Source organism: Pseudomonas sp. B21-041 (assembly GCF_024748675.1).
In the GTDB taxonomy this organism is placed as follows: domain Bacteria; phylum Pseudomonadota; class Gammaproteobacteria; order Pseudomonadales; family Pseudomonadaceae; genus Aquipseudomonas; species Aquipseudomonas neuropathica.
In genome coordinates, this window is record NZ_CP087175.1 from 4799984 (window position 1) to 4826402 (window position 26419).

Here is a 26419-nt window from a genome sequence, read left to right on the forward strand (position 1 = left end):
TCCCGGGTTTACGGCAATGCGACATATAGCGTCGCAAAGGCGCAGTTTAACTGGCACCGTCGATTTGCGGCAGGCTGCAGAGAATACCAACTCAACCCTGCGACAAAGATATAAATATGTACCGCACAAGGGTGGCCGGTTCCTGATTTGCTGCGCGTTCTTTTCAACGCCAAGGAATGGCCCATGCACCTGACTCAGCGACACCCTCCGACAGCCTCGACCGCCACGAACAACGCGCTGCATCCAGACGATCATTACCTGCCACTGAAAAATGCCTTGCCCGATTGGCTCGGCGCCGCGACACCGACTCGCCGCCTGGCACTCACGAACAGCCTGCCGCGCCTGTCCCTCACTCTCCAGTCGGCACCTGCCGAGCAACATCAGCAGATGAACAGCCTCAACGCCACGCAATGGGCCGCGCAGAGCAAGGTCGATCAAAGCCTGGAACACTTGCAGGACGCCAGCACCTTTGCCGAGCCCTTGCTCCAGCAAGAACTGAAAAACCGTTTCGGTCTGGACCTGGATGTGCGCAACACCTTCGTGCGCCTGTACATCCCCGCAACCACTCCGTGGTTTCCGATCCGCACCGGTACGCGCGCCTGGACCGTGTCGTTACTGGAGGCCGCGCTGCACAACTTCGAGGAATCGGAAACCCATAACGACGCCTTCGAAGCTGACTCGACCTTCGTCACTCGTCCCACCGTCAGCGGCCAGTTCAGTCCCCTGCCGGCGATCAAGGCAAAAATGAGCATCGCCGCTTTCACCCGGTTGTGCCGAAGGCTGGACATCGGCGCGCGATACAAGGCCCATCTCGAAGACAACCTCGGCTATACCGATCCAATGGTGGCCACCGTACTGCGCAACAAAATCGATGACAGCCAGAAAGCCGCAATGAAAGCCGCCCTGCAGTGGGCGCGGATGAACCGCGATGTGTCGGAAAGCTATTTTCGCTTGATCGATGCCGTGCTCGACGGCATGAAGGGCCTGTACATCAGCGGGGCAGCGGTGTTGTGCCATGACATGGGGATGCTGTGCGCACCGCTGACCGGTATCGTCGTGTTTGCCCCCGACCTGTACGCCTCGCGAGACCCGGCACGGGTGGTGGCTTATGTCCCCGATGATCCCGAGCACCCTTTCAAGGAATACGCCTCGACCTACGAACTGGTCGCCGAACTGACCCGCCAGTTGCGCTCGAAAGACTACCAGCAGTTTTTCAGCCGATTCGTGAACCACGAACATCGAGGTGTTTTCTTCAGCACCCTCAATAGCCGCTTGAGCCAGATCATGTGGCACCCGCCCGAGTCCGGCAGCTCGCTGCCCGCATGGCGCGACACCGCTGTCGAGCGCCCGGATCTGCAAACCACGCTGACCGCGTTCCATGACAATCTCTGGCAACACATCCATCACGCGAAACTGAACAAGATCTTCAATGACGCCCGGGTGATCGCCGTACCCACCGCCGTGGTCGACCAGAAAGCGCGCTGGGCCTTCTGGGACTCGGTGAGCAACATCATTTCCACCATCGTGCAGACCGCCGCGCTGATCGTTGCGCCGTTCGTGCCGGTGCTGGGTGAAGCCATGATGGCGTACATGGCCTATCAAATGCTCGATGAAGCGTTCGAAGGCGTCATCGAGTGGGCGCAGGGGCGAACGACCGAAGCCTTGGAACACTTGATGGGCACCGTGGAATCGATGATCCAGTTGGGCCTGTTCGCCGTGGGCGGCAAGATTGGCGCGACCGAGTTCCGCAAGATTTTGCCCAAGGAAGTCGTGGCGTTCATCGACCGCTTCAAACCGGTAAAACTGGCCAGTGGCAAGACCCGCTATTGGGAGCCGGATCTCGAACGCTACAAGCACCCGCAGGTTCCAACGGCAGATTCGCAACCCGATGCGCTGGGTTTGCACACGCATCAGGGCAAGCGCCTGCTGCCCTTGGAGGATGCCCACTTTGCAGTAAAAGAAAGCCAGGTGCCGGGGCAGTACCGCATCGAACACCCGAGCCGCCCCGACGCTTACCAGCCGGTGGTGCGCCACAATGGCGAAGGCGCCTGGCACACTGAACTCGAGCAACCGCTGGAATGGGATGGCGAGACGGTTCTGCGCCGTATCGGTTCTTCCGTCGAGAGCCTGTCGCCGAACGAGCGCGAAACCGTCTTGCGGATCAGCGGAACCAGCGAAGACGCGTTGCGCAAGATGCATGTCAATCAGGAAAAAGTCCCGCCTTTGCTTGCCGACAGCATCCAGCGCTTCAAGATTGATCAGCAGTTGCAACGCTTCATCGATCAGCTCGACAGCCATGTCGCCGAAGAGTTTTTGCGCGCCGACCCGGTCACACAGCTGCAGGTGCTCAGCGAATACGGGCGTTGGCCAAGCGATAAGTGTCTGCGTCTGCTCGATCGACAAGGGCAGCAGCTGTGGCAATCGTCTGCGGACACAAGCCTGCCCGTGACCGAACTGCGCCAGGACAGTCTGGTCGGTGACGACGTGCTCAAAACCCTGCTCTATAGCCTCGACGAGACGCAGATCAAAGCCTTGTTGAACGAACCCTTCGCGGGACCGACACTGTCCATCGAGGTACGCAGCCAGAACCTGCGCAAGCAAGTGGCCGATCTCGCCAAACGCAACAGGAGCGCGCTGTTCGAGACGCGTTATCAGGCCCTTCAGCACCTCGATGATCCGTTGGCGGCACGACTCAAGGCCCACCCTCCCGAACTGCCGGCCAGCATCACCCGCGAACTGCTCGATACCGCGACCGGCAGCGAACTGTTGCAGATCAACGAAGGACAATTGCCCGCGCGCCAGCAGGCACTCATGCAGATGGCCAGTCAGGAGGTGCGCGTGACCCGCGCCTATGAAGGCCTGGAGCTGGACTCGGTGAGCAATTCCGACTCCGACTCTCTGGCGCTGCACAGCCTCAAATTATTGCCGGGCTGGAGCGGCGATGTACGCATCGAGATCCGGGACAGGCGCTACGAGGGCCCGTTACTGGACACCATCGGCCGTGAAGATGCAGCCGCACACAAGGTTCTGGTTCGCCGCGACGATGGCCAATATCAACCTTACGACGATCGTGGGCAGCAGCTGCATTCGTTCAGCGATTTCTATTCCAGCCTGTTGTACGCATTACCCGACAGCGAGCGCCAGAACCTCGACATCCGGATTGGCCAGGGCCAGGCGCTGAAGGCGACCATTCGCGAACGTACGCTTGAGCGCAACGAGTTGCGTCAGGTGATCGGCGATACGCCGACCCAACCGTCGGCTGTCGACACACTGCGGCTGCTGGGGACCGATGGTTATCCCCCTGCGCCACCACGTCCGCCGCGCCCCAGTTCCCAACCGCGCACACTCGAAGAAGACATCCGGGTGCTCTATCCGCGAATGTCGAACCATGAGGTGGGTTATCTCGCCGAAAGCATGCTACGCAGTCCCGCTGGCCCACGCGCAGAGATACTTCGCTTGCAAAATGACTACCTGCAATTGCAGAACGAACTGCATGTCTGGGCCAACAATCCGCCCGCCATTCACCCCGAAACCGGCATGGCGCTCACGCCGCTGGAGAAGCGCGCCGAAATCCAGAACCGCAGGTTGCTCAGGGACGAGTTACTCAAAAGCTGGCGACGGGAGAACGTCACGCACTACGATCAACAGGGCTTCGCCGCCGGGCACGCCGTGCTGCTTAAGCACGCCATCATCGGCGACTTGCCCGTCCTCTCGAGCGATTTCAGTCATATCACTTCGCTCGGCATTGATGGCAGCCCCATGACCACCTCGGTCGAGCGCTTTTTGCAGTCTTTCAGTCAGTTGCAGATTCTGGATGCGCGCAACCTCAACCTGCCAAGCCTGCCACAAGCGCTGACCTCGATGCGCTCGCTGCGCGAATTGAGATTACGCGATTGCCGAGTCAGCCTGACAACGGTCACCGAGTCGGTGTTCGCCTCTATGCCGCAACTCACTCTGCTCGATCTGGAAGGCAACGCGCTGGGCTTGCCGCCGGACCTGCACTCGATGCCTGCATTGCGTTACGTCAATCTGTCGAATACCGGTATTTACACGGTGCCCGACGATTTGCTGGATCATCCACGCCTGATCTCGGCGCAATTCGATCGCAACCGCATCACCCGGATACCGGAAAGGTTTTTCAACCTGCCCAGCTCCCTCAGCGACGGTTACACCTTTGCTGACAACCCGTTGAGTGCGGCCTCTCGCGAACGGGTGAAAGTGTTCTTCGAGCACACCGGAAAGTACTTCGGTGTACGGCCTGTACAGGAAGATCTGCAGCGCACGATCGCCTTGTTCCCAGCCCTTGATGCTGAAAAAGCTACACAGGTGTTGTACCGACTGCCCGGGCCGTTGGCCGAATTCGGTGCACAGTTGTCGCGCTGGGAAGATGAACTCGGCGCCCTGAACCTCGAACTCAATCAATGGACCAACCAGGCCGCCGTCCTTGACCCTGAGACGGGCGAACGTCTGCCCCTTGAAGCACAAACCCGCGAACTGGACGCCAGGCGATCCTTTGCGCAACAGATCGAGCAGCTCTGGCGCAGCCCGCCCGGCTACTACCGCCTCAAAGTACTCAGGGCAACGGCAACGTTCACGGGGGATATGCCGACGCTCAGCGCCGGTTTCGAGCACGTTACCCAGCTGGACCTCAACGGCAACGCCAATATCACCAACGCCCTGCGCTTCGTCGAGTGCTTCCCCAACCTGGCCGAGCTGAAAATGAACGGCTTCGAACTGGAGCCGCTTGCGCTTGGCGAAGTAAAACTGCCTCGACTGACCGACCTGGAGCTGAAAAATTGTGGCGTGGTCATGACCCCGGAAAATCAGGCTGTGCTGCTTTCACTCGACAGCCTCGACTCGCTGAACTTGAGTAACAATCCGCTGGGGACGTTCCCCGACCTGAACCTGCTGCCCCAACTGGACGATCTCGACCTGTCCAACTGCGGGCTGACCGTCGTGCCTGAAGGATTGACCAGCCATCCGGGTTTTCGAACCGTGGTGCTTGCGGGGAACCGCATCACGCAACTGCCTGACGCGCTGTTCGACCTTCCCGCCGATCGCAGTGACGCCATTGACCTTGCCGACAACCCGCTATCGGCAGCCTCCCGCGACCAGATCAAGAATTACTTCCGCAGCCATCGAAACGACTTTGACGTACTGGCTGACGAGCAAGACGTTGCCCTCGCCCGGCAGTTGTTTCCCGGTCTGAACGCCCAAGAGGCCAGCGAGATGATCTACGACTTGCCTGGCGACCTGGCCGGCGGTCGAAAACAACTCGTGCGCTGGAGAGCGGAGCTGCAACAGATGCGCGAGGATCTGGCGCGCTGGGCACTGGAAACTCCATCAGCGCACCCGGTTACAGGTCAGGTGCTTAGCGAAGGCGAGCGTCTGGAGCAACAAGACGCGCGTTCCGCCTTCAAGGAGCTCATGGAGGATTTCTGGCGTGAAAGGTCAATTGACACCGGCGCGCGCACCGCGTCTTTTGCGACAGACCTGAAGTTCTTCGGCGAACTGCCCCGCCTGACTGTGAACTTCGATCACGTGACAAGCCTCAAGCTTGCAGGCAATGCAACGACCACAGGCATCGATGCATTTGCTGCCTTGTTCCCGAATCTTCAGGCGCTGGAACTGAAAGCCTTCGCGCTCGATGACATCCCCTCATTCGTCGGGCGCCTCAAGGATCTCAAAGAGCTCAAACTGACTGACTGCGCGCTGACATTCACGCCTGAAGGGCAGCAACTGCTCGGTGCCATGTCCAAACTGCAGTTGCTCGATCTGAGCCACAACCCGCTGACAATCGCACCTGATTTGAACGCCTTGCCAAACCTGACGAGCGTTTCACTTGCCCATACAGATATCAGCAGCGTGCCCGAGGGTATCGCCGAGCATCCGGCTCTTGAAATTCTCCATCTCAATAACAACAACATCACCGAGCTGCCGGACACTTTTTTCAGCTTGAGTGCCGATCAGGCCGACGGCGTATATCTGAACGATAATCCGCTGTCCTTGAATGCTCGCGAGCGCATCAAGCGCTACTACGCCACACAGGGACGCAACTTCCGGGTCAAACCGGCATCGGCTGACATTGCCATGGCGCAAAGACTGTTCCCGCGACTGGGTGACAACGCGGCCATCAACATGATTTATCGCCTGCCCGGGACATTGCTGGCCGGCACGACTCAACTGCTCAGTTGGGAGGCAGAAATCGCCCGAATGATGGGTGATCTCAACGCGTGGCGTGAGCGTCTGCCGGTCAACAATCCGTTGACTGAACTGCCATGGACTGCTCAGGAAAAAGCCACAGAACTCGCCGCCAGACAAGAATTCAGCGACAAGCTTGAGCAACTCTGGCGCGGCCGGCGTAACGACAATTCAGCACTACGGTTCAACACCTTCGATGCCAAGCCGGCGTTTACCGGTGAGTTACCGGAGCTGAGCACTGATTTCACTCATATCACGCATCTCAATCTTCAGGGCAATCCAGGGCTGAAGGTTTCCGGAGGTTTTCTCAGAAGCTTCAGCGGATTGCAGGGACTGGAACTGCAGGGCTTCGGCCTCGGCCGCATACCTCAAGCGCTTCAAAGCCTGTCGTCGCTCGAAACGTTGATGCTGAGCAAGTGCCAGATCACTCTGGATCCTGAAGGACAAGCGATCCTGTCCACGCTGACCCGATTGAAATCGCTGGACTTGTACAGCAACACATTGCAGGCCACGCCCGATGTATCGGCCCTGCAAAACCTGACGTTCATCGATCTGATCAACACCGGGATCGATAGTGTGCCTGCCGGGCTGGAACAGCTGCCGCATCTGGAAGTGGCGTTGCTGAGCGACAACAACATCATCGAACTGCCGGAGGAACTGACGCGTTATTCTGGTCGCGGCATGGAACTGGGCAGCAACCCGCTGTCAGAGGCTTCCAGAGAACGAGTCAAAGCCGCTTTCCAGGCCAAGGCCGACAACTTTGGTATCTCCGCTCGACAGGACGACATCGAACTGGCTCAAAGTCTTTACCCATCGCTGTCCGGTTTCGACGCCAACGATCTTATCTACAGCCTTCCGGGTACGCTGGCCGATGGACGTCTTGAGCTGATGCGCCGCAAAACCGAGCTGACCGGCCTGCTCGACCGCCTGGGCACCTGGGCAAATGAGCCTCCCAGCGATCCTGTAACGCAGATGCCACTTGGGAACGACGCTGCAGCGACGGAAAAACTCAATCGCCAAACCTTCAGGCTCAACCTGGAAAAGGAACTGCGCCTAACGCCCACGTTCCTGACAGATCCAGCGGTTTACTGCGAGTTGTCGTTTACCGGTGAGCTGCCGCCGCTGACCGCACGCTTTGACCACATTGAAAAATTGAATCTGACCACCAAAGCGTCCGCCCCGCCTCGGGTTGATCGTCTGCTGGAGCTTTTTCCCAAGCTCAAAGACATCGACATCCGCAAATTTCCGCTGGGCGAGATTCCCGCCCCGATCTTCGCTATGGACAGGCTGCGCAGCCTGCATCTGCCCGACTGTGGAATCACCCTGACGGAACCGGCTGCAGAGGCCTTCGCAGGCTGGAAAAACCTGAGTTCCGTGGACCTGAGCAACAATCCGCTCAACATTGTTCCAGACCTGAGGCATCTCCCGCAGTTGGACAATCTGCGTCTCGGCAATTGCGCCTTGAGCAAGGTGCCTGACGGTCTGTTCGAGCTGCCTCGATTGACGAGCGCGGACTTGTCCGGGAACGCGATTACCGAGTTGCCAGGCGAGTTTCCTTCACAGCCCGGCGACGCGGTGACCGAATACAACTTCGACGACAACCCCCTTCACCCGGAAAGTCAGCAACGCCTGGACAGATACACCACGGCGTTTAACGAGCAAATGAACGAAAGATGGAGGACGGGGGTCCGGCGCGAACTTGACGACTTCGTGGATTCGGATTTTTCCGATGGCGAGGAGCGACCATTACCATCGACAAGGCATAGCTGACCCGCCGTCAGCCACGTTCTGGCGGCACTGACGACAACTCGAACGGGCTGCTGCTGCGCCGCTGGTTGCGATCTTCCCGCGGCGTGGCACCGAAGAAGTTGCGATAGGCGCTGGAGAAATGCGGCCCCGAGGAGAAGCCACAGGACAGGCCGATCTGGATGATCGACTTGCTGGTCTGCATCAACATCTGCCGGGCTTTGTTCAGGCGCAGCTCCAGGTAGTACTGGCTCGGCACACGGTTGAGGTATTGTTTGAAGATCCGCTCCAACTGGCGACGGGACACGCACACATGCTGGGCGATTTCGTCGGTGGTCAGCGGTTCTTCGATGTTGGCTTCCATCAGCAACACCGCTTGGGTGAGCTTCGGATGGCTGGAGCCGAGACGGTTCTGCAACGGGATGCGCTGACGCTCGCCGCCCTCGCGAATGCGTTCAACGACCAGTTCTTCCGAAACCGCTCCGGCCAACTCTGCACCGTGATCGCGAGCCAATACCGCCAGTAGCAGATCAAGCACGGACATGCCGCCGCACGCGGTCAGGCGATCGCGATCCCAGTCGAACAGGTGACTGGTGGCAATGACTTTAGGGAAACGCTCGGCGAAATCGTCCTGCCAGCGCCAGTGCACGGCAGCACGATAACCGTCGAGCAACCCCAGTTGCGCCAACGGATAGACACCGGCCGACAGACCGCCGATGACCGTACCCGCACGTACCAATTGCTTGAGCGCACTGCTCAGTGCCGGCGCCAATGTGGTCGGCGGCTCGTCAGCGAGCAGGAACAGTTTCTGGAAGTTTTCGAGTTTGCCGGTCCAGGCTTCACCGGGCAATTGCCAGGCGCCTTCGGCCGCCGCTGCGGTCACGGCTTCCGCCTGCAGGAACGACAGCTCGTAAACCACCTCCGGGTGCACACGCTGAGCAACACGCAAGGCTTCCTCCGCCAGCGCCAGCGTCAACGCTTTAGTGCTGGGCCAAATCAGGAAACCAATTCGATGGGCAGTCATGGGCGGGCGATCCGAAACGAAGAACAGTGATGAAGGCATGGGCCAATGCTAGCCCGTAAATGAACACAAATCTTGAGACCAACACCGATCAACTGTAGGAGCTGTCGAGTGAAACGAGGCTGCGATCTTTTGATCTTGTTGTTGAAGATCAAAAGATCGCAGCCTTCGGCAGCTCCTACAGGAAATTGAAGCCAGCCTACTGGCTGCGAAGCATGCACTATCGCGGTGCACAACGGCAGCCCTGATTTATTTCAAACTGCCCGAGAGGAATTGTTGCAAACGTTCAGACTGCGGATTCACCAGCACTTCACGCGGGTTGCCGCTTTCTTCAACAACACCTTTGTGCAGGAACACCAACTGGTTCGACACTTCACGGGCAAAGCCCATTTCGTGCGTGACCACGACCATGGTGCGACCTTCCTGAGCCAGCGCTTGCATGACTTTCAGCACGTCTCCCACCAACTCCGGGTCGAGGGCTGAAGTCGGTTCGTCGAACAGCATCACCTCAGGTTCCATCGCCAGCGCACGGGCGATCGCCACACGCTGCTGCTCGCCACCGGACATGTGCCCCGGGAACGCGTCTTTACGATGGGCCACACCGACCTTGTTCAGGTAGTACTCGGCTTTTTCGCGGGCTTCGTACTTGGGTACGCCCAGTACGTGAACCGGCGCTTCCATGATGTTTTCAATAGCAGTCATGTGCGACCACAGGTTGAAATGCTGGAACACCATCGACAGGCGCGAACGCATGCGTTGCAGCTGTTTCGGATCAGCGGCTTTCAGCGCGCCGTCCTTGTTCGCCACAAGTTTCAGCTCTTCGTTGTTGAGCAGAATCTTGCCCGCGTGCGGCTGCTCGAGCAGGTTGATGCAGCGCAGGAAAGTACTTTTGCCGGAGCCACTGGAGCCGATGATGCTGATCACATCGCCGGCTGCCGCTTTCAGGGACACGCCCTTGAGCACTTCGTGACTGCCATAGCGTTTATGCAGGTCTTGGACTTCAAGTTTGTACATGCGGTCGGTTCTCACAAAAACAGTCAGTCAGTCGTTGAGCAAGCGCCCGTGACGCAGCGCTTCGCGCCCCGCCACCTTGGCCAGCCAGAAACCGGGTTGGGCATAACGCAGCCGTTCAATGGCAAACAGCACCCCGGAGGTACCAGCACACACCGTGCTGACCCGATCGGACAGAGGATCAATCACTTCAAAAATCTCGTCGCCGGCCTCGACCCACTCGCCGGGCTTGCGCAGAAAACTTACGACGCCCGGATGCGGCGCGAACAGCAACTCGGTGCCTTCGAACGGCATGCCTTCACAGGCCTCGTGCGCCGGGTTCGGCCACTCGCCGGTGATCAAACCTTGCTCGGCGAGGAAGGCGAGAATGCCTTCAGCATACGCGCAAGCTTCGGCGCGACCGGTATCGGCCTGACCGCCCAGCTCAATGGTCGTTGCCAGACACGCCAGTGGAATCTGCGCATCAGGGAACTGCCGCGACAGACGCAGCCATGGCAGCGAACAAGCCTCATCGAACGAGCTGCCGCCGGAATCTTCCGCGAGCAATCCGACCTTCACATTCAGGTGCGCGGCCAGTGAGCGCCACTGCGGCCAATGCTGCGGCAACGCGTACATGTGCAGTGCGGCTTCGGCATCGCAGTGCAAGTCCAGCACCACGTCGGCTGTGCAGGCATGGCTGAGCAACACGCGCTGCATGCCTTGCAACTGGCTGCTCGCCTCTGGCAATGCCGCCAGGTGATCGGCCATGGCCTGACGAATCAGGCGCACATTGGCGTGCGGATCGTCACCGAGATTGTCGGCCAAAGCGGCCGCAACCGGCGCGCTCAGTTCGACGAAATCACGATTGAAATTCTTGCCACTGCCGGCCTCGAAACGGCCCTGGTGATTGCCTTGCAGCAATTGCCCGAGACCCAAGGGGTTGGCGACTGGCACCAGCTCGATGACACCGTTGAGCAGGCCTTTGGCTTCGAGTTCGCCGAGGCGCTTTTTCAGCTCCCAGGCGGTGCGCATGCCCGGCAATTCGTCAGCGTGCAGGCTGGCCTGAATATAGGCCTTGCGCTCGCCGCGACCGAAGCGAAAGACCGAAATCTTGCGCTCGCTGCCCAAGTGGCTCCACGGCAATACGTGGTCGATGCGTTCCATATCAGTGCTTCCGCGGGGCCAGGTAGCTCAACCAGCGACGCTCGGCCAGTTTGAACAGCTTGACCAGAATGAACGTCAGGCACAGGTAGAACACGCCAGCGGTGATGTACGCCTCGAACGGCAGATAGAACTGCGCGTTGACCGTGCGTGCTGCGCCAGTGATGTCGATCAAGGTCACGATGGAGGCCAGACTGGTGGTCTGCAACATCATGATCACTTCGTTGCTGTACTGCGGCAGTGCCCGGCGCAGGGCCGATGGCAGCAGAATGCGTTTGTACAGTTTGAAGCGCGACATGCCCATGGCCTTGGCCGCTTCGATCTCACCGTTCGGCGTGGCTTTGAGGCTGCCGGCAATGATTTCCGCGGTGTAGGCGCTGGTGTTGACCGCAAAGGCCAGGCACGCGCAGAACGTTGCGCTGGACAGCCATGGCCACAGGAAGCTTTCGCGGACCGCTTCGAACTGTGCCAGACCGTAGTAGATCAGGAACAGTTGCACCAGCATCGGCGTGCCACGAATCACGTAGGTGTAAAGCCACGCGGCGCCGTTGACGACTGGGTTCTTCGAGACGCGCATCAGCCCCAGCGGCAGGGCCGCGAGCAGACCGAAAAACAGCGACAGCGCGAGCAGTTTAAGGGTGGTCAGCAGGCCGCCGAGGTACAGCGGCATGGCCTCCCAAATGACGTTGTAGTCGAAGATCATAGATCAGCCGCCCTTACGCCTACCGAGTAGCGCTTCTCAAGTTGACGCAGGATCAGCAACGAAACACTGGTGATCACCAGGTACATCGCCGCCACTGCGAGGAAGAAGGTGAAAGGCTCGCGGGTGGCATCTGCCGCCTGCTTGGCCTTGAACATCATGTCTTGCAGACCGACCACGGAAATCAGCGCGGTGGCCTTGGTGAGAACCAGCCAGTTGTTGGTGAAGCCCGGAATCGCCAGGCGAATCATCTGCGGCACCATCACCCGGAAGAACACCTGAAAACTGCTCATGCCGTACGCCATGCCCGCTTCGGCCTGACCTTTTGGAATGGCCATGAACGCGCCACGGAAGGTTTCCGACAGGTACGCACCGAAGATGAAACCGAGGGTGCCGATGCCGGCGGCCAGCGGATTCAAATCGATGTAATCGTCATAGCCGAGCATCGGTGCGACGCGGTTGAGCAAATCCTGACCGCCGTAAAAGATCAGCAGGATCAGCACCAGATCAGGAATCCCGCGGATCACCGTGGAATAAAGATCGCCCAGCCACGCCAGCCAGCGCACCGGCGACAGGCGTAACGCGACACCAATCAGCCCGAGAACGATGGCCAGAGCCATGGACGACAAGGCGAGCTGAAGCGTCAGCCATGCGCCATCGAGGATGACAGCCCCGTAGCCTTTCAACATGATTCAGGTCCTCGAAAGTTGGGATGAAAAAATGGCGCAAACCGCAGAGATCCTGTTGCTTGCGCCATTTCGGACTTGTCGCAGAGACGTTTTACTTGCCGTAGATATCGAAGGCGAAGTACTTGTCCTGGATTGCCTTGTATTTGCCGTTTTCACGGATGGCCGCGATGGCCGCGTTAATCTTGTCTTTCAGGGCGTCACCCTTACGGACTGCGATGCCTACGCCGTCGCCGAAGTATTTGACGTCGGTGAACGCAGGACCTGCAAACGCGAAGCCTTTGCCGGCGTCGGTGTTGAGGAAGCCATCTTGCAGCAGAGTAGCGTCAGCCACGGTACCGTCGAGGCGACCGGCAGCCACGTCGAGGTAGATTTCGTTCTGCGAGCCGTACGGCTTGATCTCGGCACCCAGCGGGGCGAGGACTTCGCGGGCGAAACGCTCGTGGATCGAACCACGTTGCACGCCGATGTTCTTGCCCTTCAGCTCAGCCAGACCTTCGCTGACCTGAGTACCGGCCTTCATGACCAAACGTGCCGGGGTGTTGTAGTACTTGTTGGTGAAGTCGACCGACTTCTTGCGATCTTCAGTGATCGACATGGACGACAGGATCGCGTCGATCTTGCGCACTTTCAGTGCAGGAATCAGACCGTCGAACTCTTGCTCGACCCACACACACTTGACCTGCATCTGCTCGCACAGAGCGTTGCCGATGTCGTAGTCGAAACCGACGATGCTGCCGTCCGGTGCTTTCGAAGCGAACGGAGGGTAAGCCGCTTCGATACCGATCTTCAGAGGTTTTTCGTCAGCGAAGGCGTTCATCGACAGCACGGACAGTGCCAGGGCGCCAAGCAGCACAAGTTTCTTCATCTTGGGACTCCATCGGTAAAGGGCAAAAACGGCAGAGTGAGCGACAGCCCAATATGCGAATGGGTGAATCGGGAAATCGGTTGCTGCATCGGTGGGAAATTTCCCATTGAAACCGTCGGAGATTTCAACGTCAGCCACGATGAGCGAGTGATCGGCATTCTAACGACAGGCCCGAAGCCGATATTTCTTCAATGCGACAACTAATTACAGATGCACAGAGAAAGCGACTTGAGCACATTGACAGCCTTGCAATTTCATGCAAGAGCGAAAGACAGTGAACCGATCTATGCTGCAAATTGCGGGCCTATTATTCGCAAACCCTTCTAATCCGGCAAGCGCAGCGTTGTGTCTTATTTTTCACCGGGGGTTTCGAGGCTCTAAAACGGGGCAATGCGTTTCCCTTTGCCCCGCTCCGGGGCGGGCGGTTACACATTCGGTTACGTGGAAGGTGTTGGGTAACAGGGGGAAATGTCTTACGGGGGAGATCGATAATTATTGACCCCCCGATCGTTCCCACGCTCTGCGTGGGAATGCAGCAAGGGACGCTCCGCGTCCCCGGAGCCGACGCAGAGCGTCGAGGGAGGCATTCCCACGCAGAGCGTGGGAACGATCGGAAGGTACTCGGTCAAACTGTGGGAGCGAGCCTGCTCGCGAAGAGGCCCGCCCAGCCACCACAAAACCCCCAGACACAAAAAAAACCCGCCCGGCAAACACCGGACGGGGCTTTTCAATGCATCAAGCCGAATGCTTAAGCAACATTCATGGTCTTGTGCGTATCAATCAAATGCTGCACCACACCCGGATCCGCCAGGGTCGAGATATCCCCCAACCCGTCATATTCCGCCGTGGCAATCTTGCGCAGAATCCGGCGCATGATCTTGCCCGAGCGGGTCTTCGGTAGCCCTGGCGCCCACTGGATCACATCCGGCGAAGCAATCGGGCCGATCTCCTTGCGCACCCAGTTCTTCAATTCCAGACGAAGCTGCTCAGTCGGCTCCTCGCCATTCTTCAACGTGACATAGACATAAATGCCCTGCCCCTTGATGTCATGCGGCACACCGACCACCGCCGCCTCAGCAACTTTCGGATGCGCAACCATCGCGCTTTCGATCTCGGCCGTACCCATGCGGTGGCCAGAGACGTTAAGCACGTCATCCACGCGCCCGGTGATCCAGTAGTAGCCATCGGCATCACGACGCGCGCCGTCACCGGTGAAATACATGCCACGGAAGGTCTTGAAGTAGGTATCGACGAAACGATCGTGATCGCCATACAGCGTGCGCGCCTGACCTGGCCACGAGTCGAGAATCACCAGATTGCCTTCAGCCTCGCCCTCAATAATGTTACCGAGGTTGTCGACCAGCGCCGGCACCACACCAAAGAACGGACGTGCTGCCGAACCCGGCTTCAGCGCGTGGGCACCCGGCAACGGGCTCATCATGTTGCCGCCGGTCTCAGTCTGCCACCAGGTATCAACGATCGGGCAACGCGACTTACCGACATTCTTGTAGTACCAGTCCCAGGCTTCCGGGTTGATCGGCTCGCCGACCGAACCGAGCAGACGCAGGCTGCTGCCATCCGCACCTTCAACGGCGGCCTGACCCGAGGCCATCATCGCGCGAATCGCGGTGGGTGCGGTGTAGAGGATGTTGACCTTGTGCTTGTCGACGATCTTCGCCACTCGGGTGATGTCCGGATAGTTCGGCACGCCTTCGAACAGCAACGTGGTCGCGCCATTGGCCAGCGGGCCGTAGACAATGTAACTGTGGCCAGTGACCCAGCCGACGTCGGCGGTGCACCAGTAGATTTCGCCTGGGCGGTAGTCGAACACGCGCTCGTGGGTCATCGCCGCGTACAGCAAATAACCGCCAGTGGTGTGCTGCACGCCCTTCGGCTTGCCGGTGGAGCCGGAGGTATAAAGGATGAACAGCGCTTCTTCCGCGCCCATCTCTTTCGGCGCGCAGACGGTGCCCGCCACTTTCATCAGGTCTTCGTACCAGATGTCGCGATGCTGGTTCCACTTGATGTCGCCGCCGGTGCGCTTGCACACGATGACTTTCTGGATGCTGCTGGTTTCCGGGTTGGTCAGCGCGTCGTCGACGTTGGCCTTGAGGGAAATCTTCTTGCCGGCACGGATGCCTTCGTCAGCGGTGATCACCACTTTCGATTTGCAGTCAATGATGCGACCGGCCAGGGCTTCCGGCGAGAAACCGCCGAACACCACCGAGTGAATCGCGCCGATCCGGGTGCAGGCCAGCATGGCGACCACGGCTTCGGGAATCATCGGCATATAAATGGTTACCACGTCGCCGCGGTGCACGTCCTGACCACGCAAGGCGTTGGCGAGTTTGCACACTTGCTCGTGCAGTTCGCGGTAGGTGATGTTACGGCTTTCGGATGGATCGTCGCCTTCCCAGATGATCGCGACTTGATCGCCGCGCTCGGCCAGATGACGGTCGAGGCAGTTGTAGGAAACGTTCAGGGTGCCGTCGGCAAACCATTTGATGTCGACATGGTGATCGTCGAACGACGTCTGTTTCACCGTGGTGAAAGGCTTGATCCAGTCGAGACGCTTGGCTTGCTCGCGCCAGAAGCCGTCAGGGTTGACGACCGACTGCTGGTACATGGCTTTGTAGGTCGCCTCGTCAGTCAGCGTGTTAGCCAGAACCTCGGGACGAACGGGATACAGAGAAGCCGCACTCATCTTTCCTACCTCGGTGTAATAGTTGTTTTTGTATGACCCTGTTGTAACGGGGCGGGGGCCATAGAACCATTCGACGATGGTAGTAACAAGCCCCTACAAGTCGTGGCGATACCGAACCAAAACCCTCAACCCCATGCCCCACGCCGCCTGTAGGAGCTGCCGAAGGCTGCGATCTTTTGATCTTGCGTCTAAACATCCAGATCAAACGATCGCAGCCTTCGGCAGCTCCTACAGGGGGATTTCGGGGATTGTTACCAAATCTGCCAAAGGTGTTTATCAAAACCCGCTCTGTTTACCCCCGCCCCATCTCCCTAAAATTCACCTCGCCGACAAGGCAAACGCGATTAACAACGTTACAGCCCCCACGAAGGCCGTTAATCCAGCTCTCCAGTAATAACTGCAAATGATGAAGTTCCACACGCAACCCTAAAAAGGTTGCGTGACCCCACTCGACCTCAAAAAGGTAAATCTGAAATGAAAGCTTTATTGGTTCTGGCCCTCAGCAGTCTGTGCGCAACCGCCATGGCAGATGAGGTTCCGACTGATGTCGCGCAGCAACAACCGGTTGTTGAGGAATACACTTACTCGACTCACCTGGACATCGCCAAAGTTGTTTCCATGAGCGAAGTTCCGAATGTCTGCGAAGTGGTTCCAGCCAAAATGGAATACGACGACTCCAAAGGTCAGCGTCACATCCTGCGTTACAGCATCATGGGTAACGGCTGTACCAATTGATGTTTGAGACTGCACCGAATTGGATCTCTCAGCGCTTCATTGAGGGTCGATTCCAGCCCGACTTCGGTCGGGCTCAGTTGTGTTTGAAGCCGGTAAAAATGCTTGCAAAACACTAGATGTAGTGAAAAAGCGGTTTTTTTGTTCGTTTTTTGAGCAAATTCACAATAGCGAGATTTTTACGAAAAAAAATCTATCCCCGGCAAAGCCCTGTAAACCCTCACTCTCGTCGAAAAACCACCCTCCTCGACCGCTCCATGCGCGGATTCGCCTCAGCACAGCCGTGTTTTTTTCCCTATAATGCCGCCCCATACGGGTCAGCAATATTCCCTTACAGGGAGCAAAAGCCATTCTGAAGCCCCGCAGCAGCGTTCAACGCTGATTGCGCCCATCAGAGGCTCTCGGAACCCGTCAAAATTTCTGTTTATTTGCCTGCGTGCATCGCTGCAAAAAACGACATCCAACGCGGTCTGTACGACCGTGTGAAAAACCAACCAATCAGGTTTCACACGGGCACAGGCCCTCACGCAGGAGACGACACGTCATGCTGAGCTGGGACGAATTCGACAAAGAAGACAGTGAAGTAGCAGCAGTGAAAGGCGCCAACGCCGGCCACGCTAGCGAAGCCAACATGGACCGCCTCGACAACGCCGGCGGCGCCGCAGCGCTGGAAGCCCGCGCCGTGACCGCCGACGACTCGGCCGCTGTCGCCCGCGCCAAGGCTGCACTGAACTCCCTCGACGTTGCCGAAGGCCTCGCCGAGCTCGAAGGCGCCTCCGCCCGTGTCGCCGTTGACGAAAAGCGCATGATCAACTGCCGCGCCGACCTCAACCAACTCGTGCCATTCAAGTACGACTGGGCCTGGCAGAAGTACCTGGACGGTTGCGCAAACCACTGGATGCCGCAAGAAGTCAACATGACCGCCGACATCGCCCTCTGGAAAAACCCGGAAGGCCTGACCGACGACGAGCGCCGCATCGTCATGCGTAACCTCGGCTTCTTCTCCACCGCCGACTCCCTGGTTGCCAACAACCTGGTCCTGGCCGTGTACCGCCTGATCACCAACCCGGAATGCCGCCAGTACATCCTGCGCCAAGCTTTCGAAGAGGCGATCCACACCCACGCCTACCAGTACTGCATCGAATCGCTGGCCATGGATGAAGGCGAAATCTTCAACATGTACCACGAGATCCCATCGGTCGCCAAAAAGGCAGCCTGGGGCCTGAAGTACACCCGCTCGATCTCCGATCCGAAGTTCGAAACCGGCACCCCGGACACCGACAAAGAACTGCTGCGCAACCTGATCGCCTACTACTGCGTTCTGGAAGGCATCTTCTTCTACTGCGGCTTCACCCAGATCCTGTCCATGGGCCGCCGCAACAAAATGACCGGCGTCGCCGAGCAGTTCCAATACATCCTGCGCGACGAGTCCATGCACCTGAACTTCGGCATCGACGTGATCAACCAGATCAAAATCGAAAACCCACACCTGTGGGATGCCGAGATGAAGGAAGAAGCGACCCAGATGATTCTGCAGGGTACGCAGCTGGAGATCGAATACGCGCGTGACACCATGCCTCGCGGCGTACTGGGCATGAACGCGGCGATGATGGAGGACTACCTGAAGTTCATCGCTAACCGTCGTTTGTCGCAGATCGGTTTGAAAGAAGAGTATCCAGGGACGACTAACCCGTTCCCTTGGATGAGCGAGATTATGGACTTGAAGAAAGAGAAGAATTTCTTTGAGACTCGGGTTATTGAGTATCAGACTGGTGGGGCGTTGAGCTGGGATTGATTCTAGCTGCACCCCAAAAAAACCCGCACATGCGGGTTTTTTTTCGAGTCGGCTTCTGAACGAAAACGATCTGGCAGTCCTGGTTTACCGCGCCGTCGCTGTTTTCAGTTCCCACGGCTTAAAACTCAGCCACAGCAACACCCCCGGCACCTGCAACGCAATCATCACTCCCAGCGACCACTGATAAGCCTCTACCGGGTGCCCATGCCCAGTTGCCGGCCACAGGTTCAAAATTTCCCCCATCAACCATTGCAAGACGAACGCCAGCACGAACACCACCAGGTTGAACGACGAACTGACCCGCCCGGCCAGCTCAGGCGATACCGACTGAGCTACGATCGCGTAGTTCATGGTCGTCGAGGTGCCGAAGAAGCTGAAACCCATAGCAATCAGCAGCGGCGATACAGGCAGTCCGCTGATCATCAGCGATTGAAATACGATGAAAATCGAAACCCCGGCGCCGCATACCATGATCGGTTGAACGCCAAAGCGCCGCAGGTAATCTGTGATCGAGCCGAAGGCCAGCGAGCCTGCAACCATCGCCACGGTGCCCCAGAGCAGGGTATTGGCCATGCTGGATTCGCTCAACTGGGCGACATCGCGTAGCCACGGTCCCATCCACAGCGACAGCACCGACATATAGATCGCATGGGCAAATACCGAGTACAACGCCAGTCGCCAGAATACCCACGAGGAATACAGCGTCCCCACGGCCTTGGACATTTCGGCGAGAGTGGTGTGTTTGGGTTTGTAGGTGCGCGGCACGCTGAAATGAATGACCACGCAGACGAACAAAGTCAGTAGCGCCAGGATCAAGAATGCTTCACGCCATGAGATCCACTTGAGCAGTTCATGCAAGGGCGTGGTGGACGCCATGGCGCCCAGGCCGCCTACCGATAACAGGCATGCCGTACTCAACGGCAGGCGTTCGGCGGGCAACCAGATGGCGCACGCCTTGATCGCACTCATCAGAGAACCAGCGACACCCAGGCCGATCAGACCGCGACCAATGATCAGACCCAGTTCGGTATGGGAGAAACTGAAAATCAGAGAGCCCAACACGGCGAACAGCAGCATAGGTGCCTGCACGCTGCGCGGACCGTAGCGGTCGAGCATGACACCGAGCGGAATCTGCGCCGCAGCGAAGGTCAGAAAATACACGCCGGTCAGGAGACCCAGGCTGCTGGGGGCAGGTTCAGTTCCCGTTCCAGGTCCACATAAATCAAGGCATTGACCGTGCGAAACAGGTACGACACAAAATGGCCGAGGCCAAACGGGATGAATATGGTCAAGAACAGGTACAAAAACGTGTGCTTGATTTCCTGGTCGGCCTTGGCGCACGAGCCTGTATTCTCATTACTCATGTCGAAGCCTCGCATGTGGAAAAGGTTGTGCGTATTTCACAGCAGAAACGCCCCCGCACCTCTTCAAGCCAAAGTTCATCGGGGCACGGTCGCATTTCAGAGAACTTTACGTGACCAGCATTCTTCAGCGCATTGGTGATGCCGTCGAAGGACAACGGATTATCGAAGTCGAGGAACAGCGGTTTGGGTTCGGTATCAATCTTGACGAAGGCATAACGGGGCAAACCGTTGACGGCGGCCCAGGCACGCCATTGCAGGGTGTGCTCAAGCTCGTCGACCGAGCCCTTCGGCTCTGGCAGGAGATCGCTGGTAAATAGCCAGGAAGCGCGCTTGTAGAGGGTGCGGCCCAACCAGATACGTCGGTGTTCGTGTTTGGCCACGGCGCTGCCAGCCAAGGCGAAGCCCAGCCGATGCATGGGGGTGGAATACACGCACAGCAAGTCTTCGCTGAACTGACCCAGGGCATCGACCACTTGCAGGCGACCGTTCACCCGCAGCACTTTTGCCCTGCCGGCGGCAAACTGTTGATGCGCCGCGACACAACCGCCGCCAGACGGCAGCACCAGTTGCAAATATGAGGGCTGCAAAGGCCAGTCGATGTGGGAGCGTTGATAGCTTTCGGGCGAGTCAGCCAATACCAGACGAGGGCGTTGGAATAACGCCTCTACCTGTTGGTTTATCTGAGTATTGAACGGTCCGAACGGCGCGGCGACGGGCTGGCTCAGAGTATGGACTGCCGGATGCACTTCACCCACGATGATTTGGTAGTCGCCGCGATTGAAGGCCTCGACCGACGCGCTGGAGAGCAGGATATCCGGAGAATGATAGTCGCTGCCGAACACCTCGAAGCCAGCAACATTCAGATCGTTATTGAGCAAAGTGATCAGGCGTTCGATGTCCGCCGCGCAAAGTTGTACCTCGGGATGGTCCGGGAAGTCCTGCAGCACTTGCGTCCAGGCTGTTTCCAGGCGCTGCTCGAGATCGAGGATGAGGCGCGCTTCAAGTGCAGGTAACAGAGGCGCGAGGGTGTTGAGCAGGTCGAGAAAATCAACTGGCTGATCGGGGCTGGCAGTCTGGCGCTGTTCCCAGACTTCAATGAAAGCCTCATTGAGTTGATGCGCGATGGCTTTGATCAGCCACTGATTGATGCGCATCAGCGGCGCCAGTTCTTCATTGACCTGGCTGAGCATGGCCTGGCCAAGGCTGATGTCTATGTTTCTCGAACAATCTTCGTACACCGGGTAACGTCCGACATACATGGCGCCGGTTTCTCGGCTGAGGTCCACCCCAGCCTCGCCAAGCAGCTGGTTCAAACCCTCCAGGCATTCGGTCCGGCGCATCAGGTCGCCGTGGGCATAATCCCGGCGCAAGCCTTCCAATGCTTCAAGGCGCGATTGCCAGGCCAGGCCGAAATCAGCGGACACTTGCGCGTCGACCAGGCAGCGCTGCAGCCGCGCGATGGGGCTTCGCTCGCGAGGCGATACTTGCCAGCCTCGGCGCACGATCCGTTTGCTCACCAAGTGCTCCAGCAGGTCGCGCAGAGTGCTGGGCGCGACTTCCGGACAGGCGCTCAACATACCTGCAAACGTGGGCTCTTGACCCTGTTGGTCGCTGATGTAGTGCAATACCCGAGCGGTTTGCGGGGTGAGGCGCTGGCTTTTGCCAATCGGCATGAACAGGATCTGCTCTTGCAGATAGCAACCGGTATTGAGCTGCAACGGCATTCGGTCGGTGTCTGGACATTGCCGGTTAATCTGTTCGACGAGCCGCTGCACCACCCAGTTCTCGAAGAATGTGTGGCGCTCCTTGATCCACGCCGTGTCACCTTGGGTCAGACGTACATTGTCAGCCTGGTTGGCATCGAACCGGCCCCAGGCCAAAGGTCCGAAAAAACTTGAGGTATCGTTCTTGGCGCAAAAACGTTGCGCGTAACTCCAGCCCAAACGCAGCTTCTGCTTTTTGCGGGTATCGTTTCTGCCGTGCCGATCCCGGACCAGCTCACGGATACGTGTCATCGCCGAGGGGTTGGATATGAATAAAGCCTCGGCGACTGCGTCGTCATCCAGGAAGTCGATCAACCCTTGGCGGGCACTTTCCAGATAGGCGTCATATTCCTCGGCTGCCTCTTCACGTGCCGCCGTCCGCTCCAATAAGCCGTTCCATTGCTGCAAAGACTCGGCCAGTGGTTCGCGCAGTACTTCCGGCAGATCAGAGAGTTGCAGGACCTGGTGCTCGTTGAGTTTGCGGATGAGCTTGCGGCAGGCCTGCGGTGAGTGCGCGTTGGCTTTCTCAAGCAACGTTGCCTTCAACGCCTGCAGTGAGCGGAAGTTTTGTTCAAAGACACGGCACGATGGCAGGTCGGCGAACCGGCCCAGATCGGTCAAGTGATGAATGGGAAATCCGGTCGAGCGCAGCCAGAAGTATTGTGAGCTTTCCATGTTCTAGACCGGCATCCTGATTGCGTTGAGTTGCTGCAGTTTACCGAGCAATGACAGGTCTTCACTGCTGAGTTGCGCGGTGGCGGAGGAACTCAGTATCTGCATCAAAGTGGCGAGTGACTGCGGTTGCTCCAGGCATCTATAGAGGTGCGCCGCGCGCGGGCTTATGAGCGTAAATTTATGGCGGGCCTCAGGGTCAGGTAAATACACCAGGATGTGTTGGCTGGTTTCCTCCGGGCTGCTACGCCCCAACAGGCTTTTGTCGCGCAACCACTGCGACAGCGCATAGCTACTCTGGTAAATGCGTGCACCGTCGGTGCGCTGATAATGGCCCGGCACCACGGCGCTGGTTTCCACAAGTCCGGTGTAGAGGCGCACACATTCGCGCTCAAGCCCCATCAGGTCACGGATCTGCGGGTAATCAGCGAGTTCCTGGCGCTCGAGCAGAAACCCCAGCGCCGCATCGCAATAGCCATAAACTCTTGGCCCATAATCGAGCCAATTTTGTTGCCGCAGAAATGCCTTGGACAGTTCAGGCAGATCCAGCCCGATGTTGATCAACGCGCGCAACGTCAACGGGGCACCGGTTTCCAGCGCGTTGATAAACGAATTGACCAAGCGGAACTGATAGTTCTCGACGAACCATTTCACTCTCTCAAACTGACTGGCATACACCTGCAAAATCGCCCGCTCGTCATCGGGATAATGCTCCAGCCATTGAGTCGCCCCCTGGGCTTCGTACAACTGCTGCTGCAGTGTTTCATCGCGTAGCAGGCGTCGCCACAGCTTCCAGACCTGCTCAGCATCCATGCATCAGCTCCTTAACCGGTTTGGTGTAGTGATTCCAGATTTTCTGTGCGCGGCGCACATCGGTGACGATCATGTGTTCGTCGTTGGCGTCCATCACCCGTGTCAGCGCATGGTGGGCCTGCCCCTGGTATTCCAGGATGATCGCCGAAGGCTGGGTACGAGACATAAGCTCCTCGTATAGATCCCAGACAGGTTCAGGCACACACGAGTCATGCCAGTCGTGGTAAAGCCCTTCGTGCCAACTGCCACCCGCCAGATGCACCGAGATCACCTTGTCCAATGGCAAGGTGTCGAGGTAGTCGCGCAAGTCGAAATTTTTCAGGTTCAAGTGATTGGTGTAGATGTTGTGCAAGTCCAGGTGCAAAAAGGTGCCGGACTGCTGTACGAGCCGGGCCAGGAACTCAGCTTCACGCATTTCCGCGCCCGGGCATTGCAGGTAATAAGCAGCGTTTTCATGGGCCAGCGGCATCCCGTAATGGGCCTGCAACATCTTTGCGCGTTCGGCACAACGGAGCACCTCGGCATTGGAAAACTGCAGCGGGCTGCTCCAGATGTCCAGCCAGGAGTTGTCGCCATAGAAACAATGGTTGGCGACCCATGGGCTGTTCAGCATTTTGGCCAGGGGCACATGGCGTTGCACCGCGGCGGTTTCTTCGAGAGGGCTGAAACCGAAATCGCAACCGTAATTGGAATGCGCTAGCAAGGTGAACTTCTCAGCCAGCCGATTGATCATCTCCTTGGCTGCGGGCCTGATAATCTGCGGGCCGTCCATGGGGGCCATGATGTTGTCGAGAAGGATTTCCAGCACATCGACTTCGATGTCCTCAAACGGAAACCAGTCGAGAATCTCGGGGTTGTACTGGATACCCACACCAATCGGTTCGGGCTTAACGAAGTGAGCCATGTGGTTGCCCAGTCAGAGGAAGGGGACGGCTCCCTCGACGTAACGCCGAGGAAGCGTTTGAAACGATCAGGCGAAAACTTTGCTTTCGATGATTTCGATATCGTCGAGATCAAACTCTTCGAACGCCGTTTCGTTGAGGGCTTGCGGTGCGACGTTGGTGGTGGATTCGGTGGTGAGTTCATCCGCGTTGGCGATAGCCGGGGTCACAGTAGATTGAGTCATGTCACTGTCCTTATGGGTGGTTGAAAAGGCGAATCAAGGTGGCTGCGGTGAAGCACCAGGCTATTACCCAGCCCAGGCAGGTCAACAGAAATGTACCCCAGTAGAGTCTGCGCAATGCAGGGGAAACCGTTTCCAGCGGCGCAGTACGCCAATGGCGCTTTACATGGTTGAAAGCACGCTGACGCAGGCGTGGCTGGCCGAGCACTTCGGTAATGGCCAGGTACGTGTCGCCATTGAAGATGGGCAGCAGCGTCGGTATCAGGGAAATGAACGAAGCCACGATCATCACGACAAAAAGAGCCGGTAAAACACCTTCGGTGTCACGAAACATTGCCCACAGGGCTATGCCCACGCCGGCATACAGAAGGCTAACCAAGGGTCCTGCCAGAATGGTGATCACCCGCTGGTTCAGTGGCAGCTGCGACCATTGCGTCTGCACCGGACGTACCCAGCCGGTGGCGAGCAACACGTAGATGCCGATTCCGAAATCGTTAACCTTGACCCCATAATGACGACAGGCCATCGCATGCCCCAGTTCATGAAGGGCGATGGACGTCAAAATGACCGGGAAGTGCCAGAGCAACCAGTGGTAACTGTGGATATACGTCTCGCCGACATCGGCCAGGAACGTGCCGAAGTGCATACCCAGATACACGAAGCTCGCCAGGGCCAATGCCAGCAGCGGCAAAATGAATATCGCGCGACAGCACCAGGGCGCCCACCGGTAAATATGATCGAGCAAAGGCTGCGGATCGGTTTTCACCAAATTAATCAGCAGATATTCTTTTAGCGGGCCGTAGGTGATACCCGTGGCGGGATCACGCAGATCCTTTTTATGAGCGGTTCGCTCGCTGCTCAGCAACTTCAGATTGAGTAGCTTGCGCTCGAACTGCGCGAGCTTCTCAGGGCTGACCTTTATTCGATGCTGCGCAAGGGCAGCGTCGGCAATGTCTTGCCGGCTTCGCTGGCCATCGAAGAGCAAAGCGAGTGAGTACTCGGCCTTGCCCAGTTCAAAGCCAATATCATTACGAGGGTCGTAGAGGTTGTAGCGCCCCGTCACCGAATCGGCAGGCGGCGAGGTCACGACCAGGTCATCCCTGAAGCAGGGATGGGCTTGGATGCTCGACTTTTCGAGAACGCAGGCCGAGGCACTCATGCGCGAGCTCGCAACGCGTGCAGGCTGGGCATGTAAGACTCCTGAAGTGCCTTGCGACCCTGGGCCTTAATGCTTTCGAGGCGTTCGGTGGCAGGCTGGGCACAGGCGCGGCCCAGCACGAACACCGCTCCCGGCCTGGTCGGCCCGCACACCGGTTCGTGGGTGGTCTGGATCGGTTCCCAACCATGCAGGCACATCAAGTACTCGATGCTACTGGCACTCAAGTAACGGCGATGGTTATGCGTCAGAAACCCTTGCTCGATGCCATAACCCAGCGCGCGCCCCTCAATCAACAACAATCCGTCCTCGGCACTGGCCTTCCGGCAAAGTTGCATGACCTGGTTGACATCATGAACATGTTCCAGCGAACCATTGATGATGATCAGGTTGTAATCACCACTAGGGCTCATATGCTCGGCGCCCACCAGATCGATATCCAGGCCGATTTTTTTGCCGTATTCCACATAGGCGCGGTCGGGGTCGTTGCCTCTGACAGTCCATCCCCGTTTAGCGAAGGGAATCATCAAGCCGCCGGCGGAACAACCGACGTCAAGCAGTTTGCCTTTGGCGGGCAGCACATCGTGCAAGTACCGACACAGGTGTTCGCCACGGCGGACCTGGTCTAGAAAGAAGGCGCGCTCCGGCTCCGTATTGCCAAACAGGGTCAGGCGGTAGAATTTGTCGTAGTAGGCGTTGTAAAAGGCTTCATCGAAGCGGTACTGCTGGAAAATATGCCCGCAATCCTGGCAGCCGAGTACAGGCAATGCCACGACCTGATCACCAGGACCTTGGACACTTTCCAGTAAAACCCAATGTGCTTTGGAACTGCACAATTCACAGTTCATTTTCTGCGCGCAAAACTTTCCAGGCATTTGCAAAACTTGCAAATACTGTTGCTCTATAGTTGTACTCACGATGACA

At 58.0% G+C, this 26419-nt stretch carries 16 protein-coding genes and 1 pseudogene; 3 read left to right on the forward strand and 14 right to left on the reverse strand.

Features of this window, described 5'->3' with window-relative positions; all coding sequences use genetic code 11:
• Positions 1-183: 183 nt before the first annotated feature.
• Entirely contained in the window at positions 184-7971 is a 7788-nt protein-coding gene (locus LOY43_RS21350) for a dermonecrotic toxin domain-containing protein (RefSeq protein WP_258708691.1), read from the forward strand.
• Between the two features lie 7 nt (positions 7972-7978).
• Here the strand turns inward: LOY43_RS21350 and argR are convergent, their stop codons facing one another.
• The 7 genes from argR to acs all read right to left on the reverse strand — a co-directional run bounded on the left by argR (position 7979) and on the right by acs (position 16077).
• Entirely contained in the window at positions 7979-8971 is a 993-nt protein-coding gene (gene argR / locus LOY43_RS21355) for a transcriptional regulator ArgR (RefSeq protein WP_176471324.1), read from the reverse strand.
• A 246-nt stretch (positions 8972-9217) separates the two neighbouring features.
• Entirely contained in the window at positions 9218-9982 is a 765-nt protein-coding gene (locus LOY43_RS21360) for an ABC transporter ATP-binding protein (protein WP_007912705.1), read from the reverse strand.
• A 27-nt stretch (positions 9983-10009) separates the two neighbouring features.
• Positions 10010-11122, reverse strand: coding sequence for a M14 family metallopeptidase (locus tag LOY43_RS21365; RefSeq protein ID WP_220556861.1), 1113 nt, complete (start codon positions 11120-11122; stop codon positions 10010-10012).
• 1 nt (position 11123) lies between these two features.
• Entirely contained in the window at positions 11124-11822 is a 699-nt protein-coding gene (locus LOY43_RS21370) for an ABC transporter permease (RefSeq protein WP_007912703.1), read from the reverse strand.
• A complete protein-coding gene (locus LOY43_RS21375) occupies positions 11819-12508 on the reverse strand; it encodes an ABC transporter permease (protein WP_007912702.1) in 690 nt (229 codons plus the stop codon). The genes LOY43_RS21370 and LOY43_RS21375 overlap by 4 nt, the downstream gene beginning before the upstream one ends.
• A gap of 91 nt (positions 12509-12599) precedes the next feature.
• A complete protein-coding gene (locus tag LOY43_RS21380) occupies positions 12600-13373 on the reverse strand; it encodes an ABC transporter substrate-binding protein (RefSeq protein ID WP_038366516.1) in 774 nt (257 codons plus the stop codon).
• Positions 13374-14121: 748 nt separating this feature from the next.
• On the reverse strand, positions 14122-16077 hold the full coding sequence (gene acs / locus LOY43_RS21385; RefSeq protein ID WP_095048126.1) for an acetate--CoA ligase: 1956 nt from the start codon (positions 16075-16077) through the stop codon (positions 14122-14124).
• Positions 16078-16551: 474 nt separating this feature from the next.
• Here acs and LOY43_RS21390 point away from each other — a divergent pair, with 474 nt between their 5' ends.
• Together LOY43_RS21390 and LOY43_RS21395 are read left to right on the forward strand one after the other, a co-directional pair.
• Complete coding sequence (locus tag LOY43_RS21390) at positions 16552-16812, forward strand: DUF2790 domain-containing protein (protein WP_093430405.1); 261 nt, start codon at positions 16552-16554, stop codon at positions 16810-16812.
• Between the two features lie 541 nt (positions 16813-17353).
• Positions 17354-18604 carry a ribonucleotide-diphosphate reductase subunit beta gene (locus tag LOY43_RS21395; protein WP_095126160.1) on the forward strand — a complete coding sequence of 417 codons (1251 nt, stop codon included), beginning with the start codon at positions 17354-17356 and terminating at the stop codon, positions 18602-18604.
• 84 nt (positions 18605-18688) lie between these two features.
• Here the strand turns inward: LOY43_RS21395 and LOY43_RS21400 are convergent.
• The 7 genes and pseudogenes from LOY43_RS21400 to LOY43_RS21430 form a co-directional block, all read right to left on the reverse strand.
• Positions 18689-19968 (reverse strand): annotated as a pseudogene (locus LOY43_RS21400) (MFS transporter).
• The gene (locus tag LOY43_RS21405; protein WP_220556863.1) at positions 19965-22406 is read right to left on the reverse strand and encodes a lantibiotic dehydratase; all 2442 of its coding nucleotides are present in this window, start codon (positions 22404-22406) and stop codon (positions 19965-19967) included. The pseudogene LOY43_RS21400 and the gene LOY43_RS21405 overlap by 4 nt, the downstream one beginning before the upstream one ends.
• A 3-nt stretch (positions 22407-22409) precedes the next feature.
• Positions 22410-23216, reverse strand: coding sequence for a hypothetical protein (locus LOY43_RS21410; protein WP_258708692.1), 807 nt, complete (start codon positions 23214-23216; stop codon positions 22410-22412).
• Positions 23206-24120: a DUF692 family multinuclear iron-containing protein gene (locus tag LOY43_RS21415; RefSeq protein WP_095048131.1), complete on the reverse strand. Its 915-nt coding sequence runs from the start codon at positions 24118-24120 to the stop codon at positions 23206-23208. The genes LOY43_RS21410 and LOY43_RS21415 overlap by 11 nt, the downstream gene beginning before the upstream one ends.
• A gap of 66 nt (positions 24121-24186) precedes the next feature.
• Positions 24187-24342 (reverse strand): TglA family RiPP precursor, encoded by a 156-nt coding sequence (locus tag LOY43_RS21420; RefSeq protein WP_156685508.1) that lies wholly within the window; start codon positions 24340-24342, stop codon positions 24187-24189.
• A gap of 10 nt (positions 24343-24352) precedes the next feature.
• Entirely contained in the window at positions 24353-25498 is a 1146-nt protein-coding gene (locus LOY43_RS21425; protein ID WP_176471325.1) for a M50 family metallopeptidase, read from the reverse strand.
• Positions 25495-26412 (reverse strand): bifunctional 2-polyprenyl-6-hydroxyphenol methylase/3-demethylubiquinol 3-O-methyltransferase UbiG, encoded by a 918-nt coding sequence (locus LOY43_RS21430; protein ID WP_256579885.1) that lies wholly within the window; start codon positions 26410-26412, stop codon positions 25495-25497. The genes LOY43_RS21425 and LOY43_RS21430 overlap by 4 nt, the downstream gene beginning before the upstream one ends.
• Positions 26413-26419 lie beyond the last annotated feature (7 nt).

Coding starts and splice junctions, on each gene's coding strand:
- LOY43_RS21350 (WP_258708691.1), top strand. CDS start 184: ATGCACCTGACTCAGCGACACCCTCCGACAGCCTCGACCGCCACGAAC.
- argR (WP_176471324.1), bottom strand. CDS start 8,971: ATGACTGCCCATCGAATTGGTTTCCTGATTTGGCCCAGCACTAAAGCG.
- LOY43_RS21360 (WP_007912705.1), bottom strand. CDS start 9,982: ATGTACAAACTTGAAGTCCAAGACCTGCATAAACGCTATGGCAGTCAC.
- LOY43_RS21365 (WP_220556861.1), bottom strand. CDS start 11,122: ATGGAACGCATCGACCACGTATTGCCGTGGAGCCACTTGGGCAGCGAG.
- LOY43_RS21370 (WP_007912703.1), bottom strand. CDS start 11,822: ATGATCTTCGACTACAACGTCATTTGGGAGGCCATGCCGCTGTACCTC.
- LOY43_RS21375 (WP_007912702.1), bottom strand. CDS start 12,508: ATGTTGAAAGGCTACGGGGCTGTCATCCTCGATGGCGCATGGCTGACG.
- LOY43_RS21380 (WP_038366516.1), bottom strand. CDS start 13,373: ATGAAGAAACTTGTGCTGCTTGGCGCCCTGGCACTGTCCGTGCTGTCG.
- acs (WP_095048126.1), bottom strand. CDS start 16,077: ATGAGTGCGGCTTCTCTGTATCCCGTTCGTCCCGAGGTTCTGGCTAAC.
- LOY43_RS21390 (WP_093430405.1), top strand. CDS start 16,552: ATGAAAGCTTTATTGGTTCTGGCCCTCAGCAGTCTGTGCGCAACCGCC.
- LOY43_RS21395 (WP_095126160.1), top strand. CDS start 17,354: ATGCTGAGCTGGGACGAATTCGACAAAGAAGACAGTGAAGTAGCAGCA.
- LOY43_RS21405 (WP_220556863.1), bottom strand. CDS start 22,406: ATGGAAAGCTCACAATACTTCTGGCTGCGCTCGACCGGATTTCCCATT.
- LOY43_RS21410 (WP_258708692.1), bottom strand. CDS start 23,216: ATGGATGCTGAGCAGGTCTGGAAGCTGTGGCGACGCCTGCTACGCGAT.
- LOY43_RS21415 (WP_095048131.1), bottom strand. CDS start 24,120: ATGGCTCACTTCGTTAAGCCCGAACCGATTGGTGTGGGTATCCAGTAC.
- LOY43_RS21420 (WP_156685508.1), bottom strand. CDS start 24,342: ATGACTCAATCTACTGTGACCCCGGCTATCGCCAACGCGGATGAACTC.
- LOY43_RS21425 (WP_176471325.1), bottom strand. CDS start 25,498: ATGAGTGCCTCGGCCTGCGTTCTCGAAAAGTCGAGCATCCAAGCCCAT.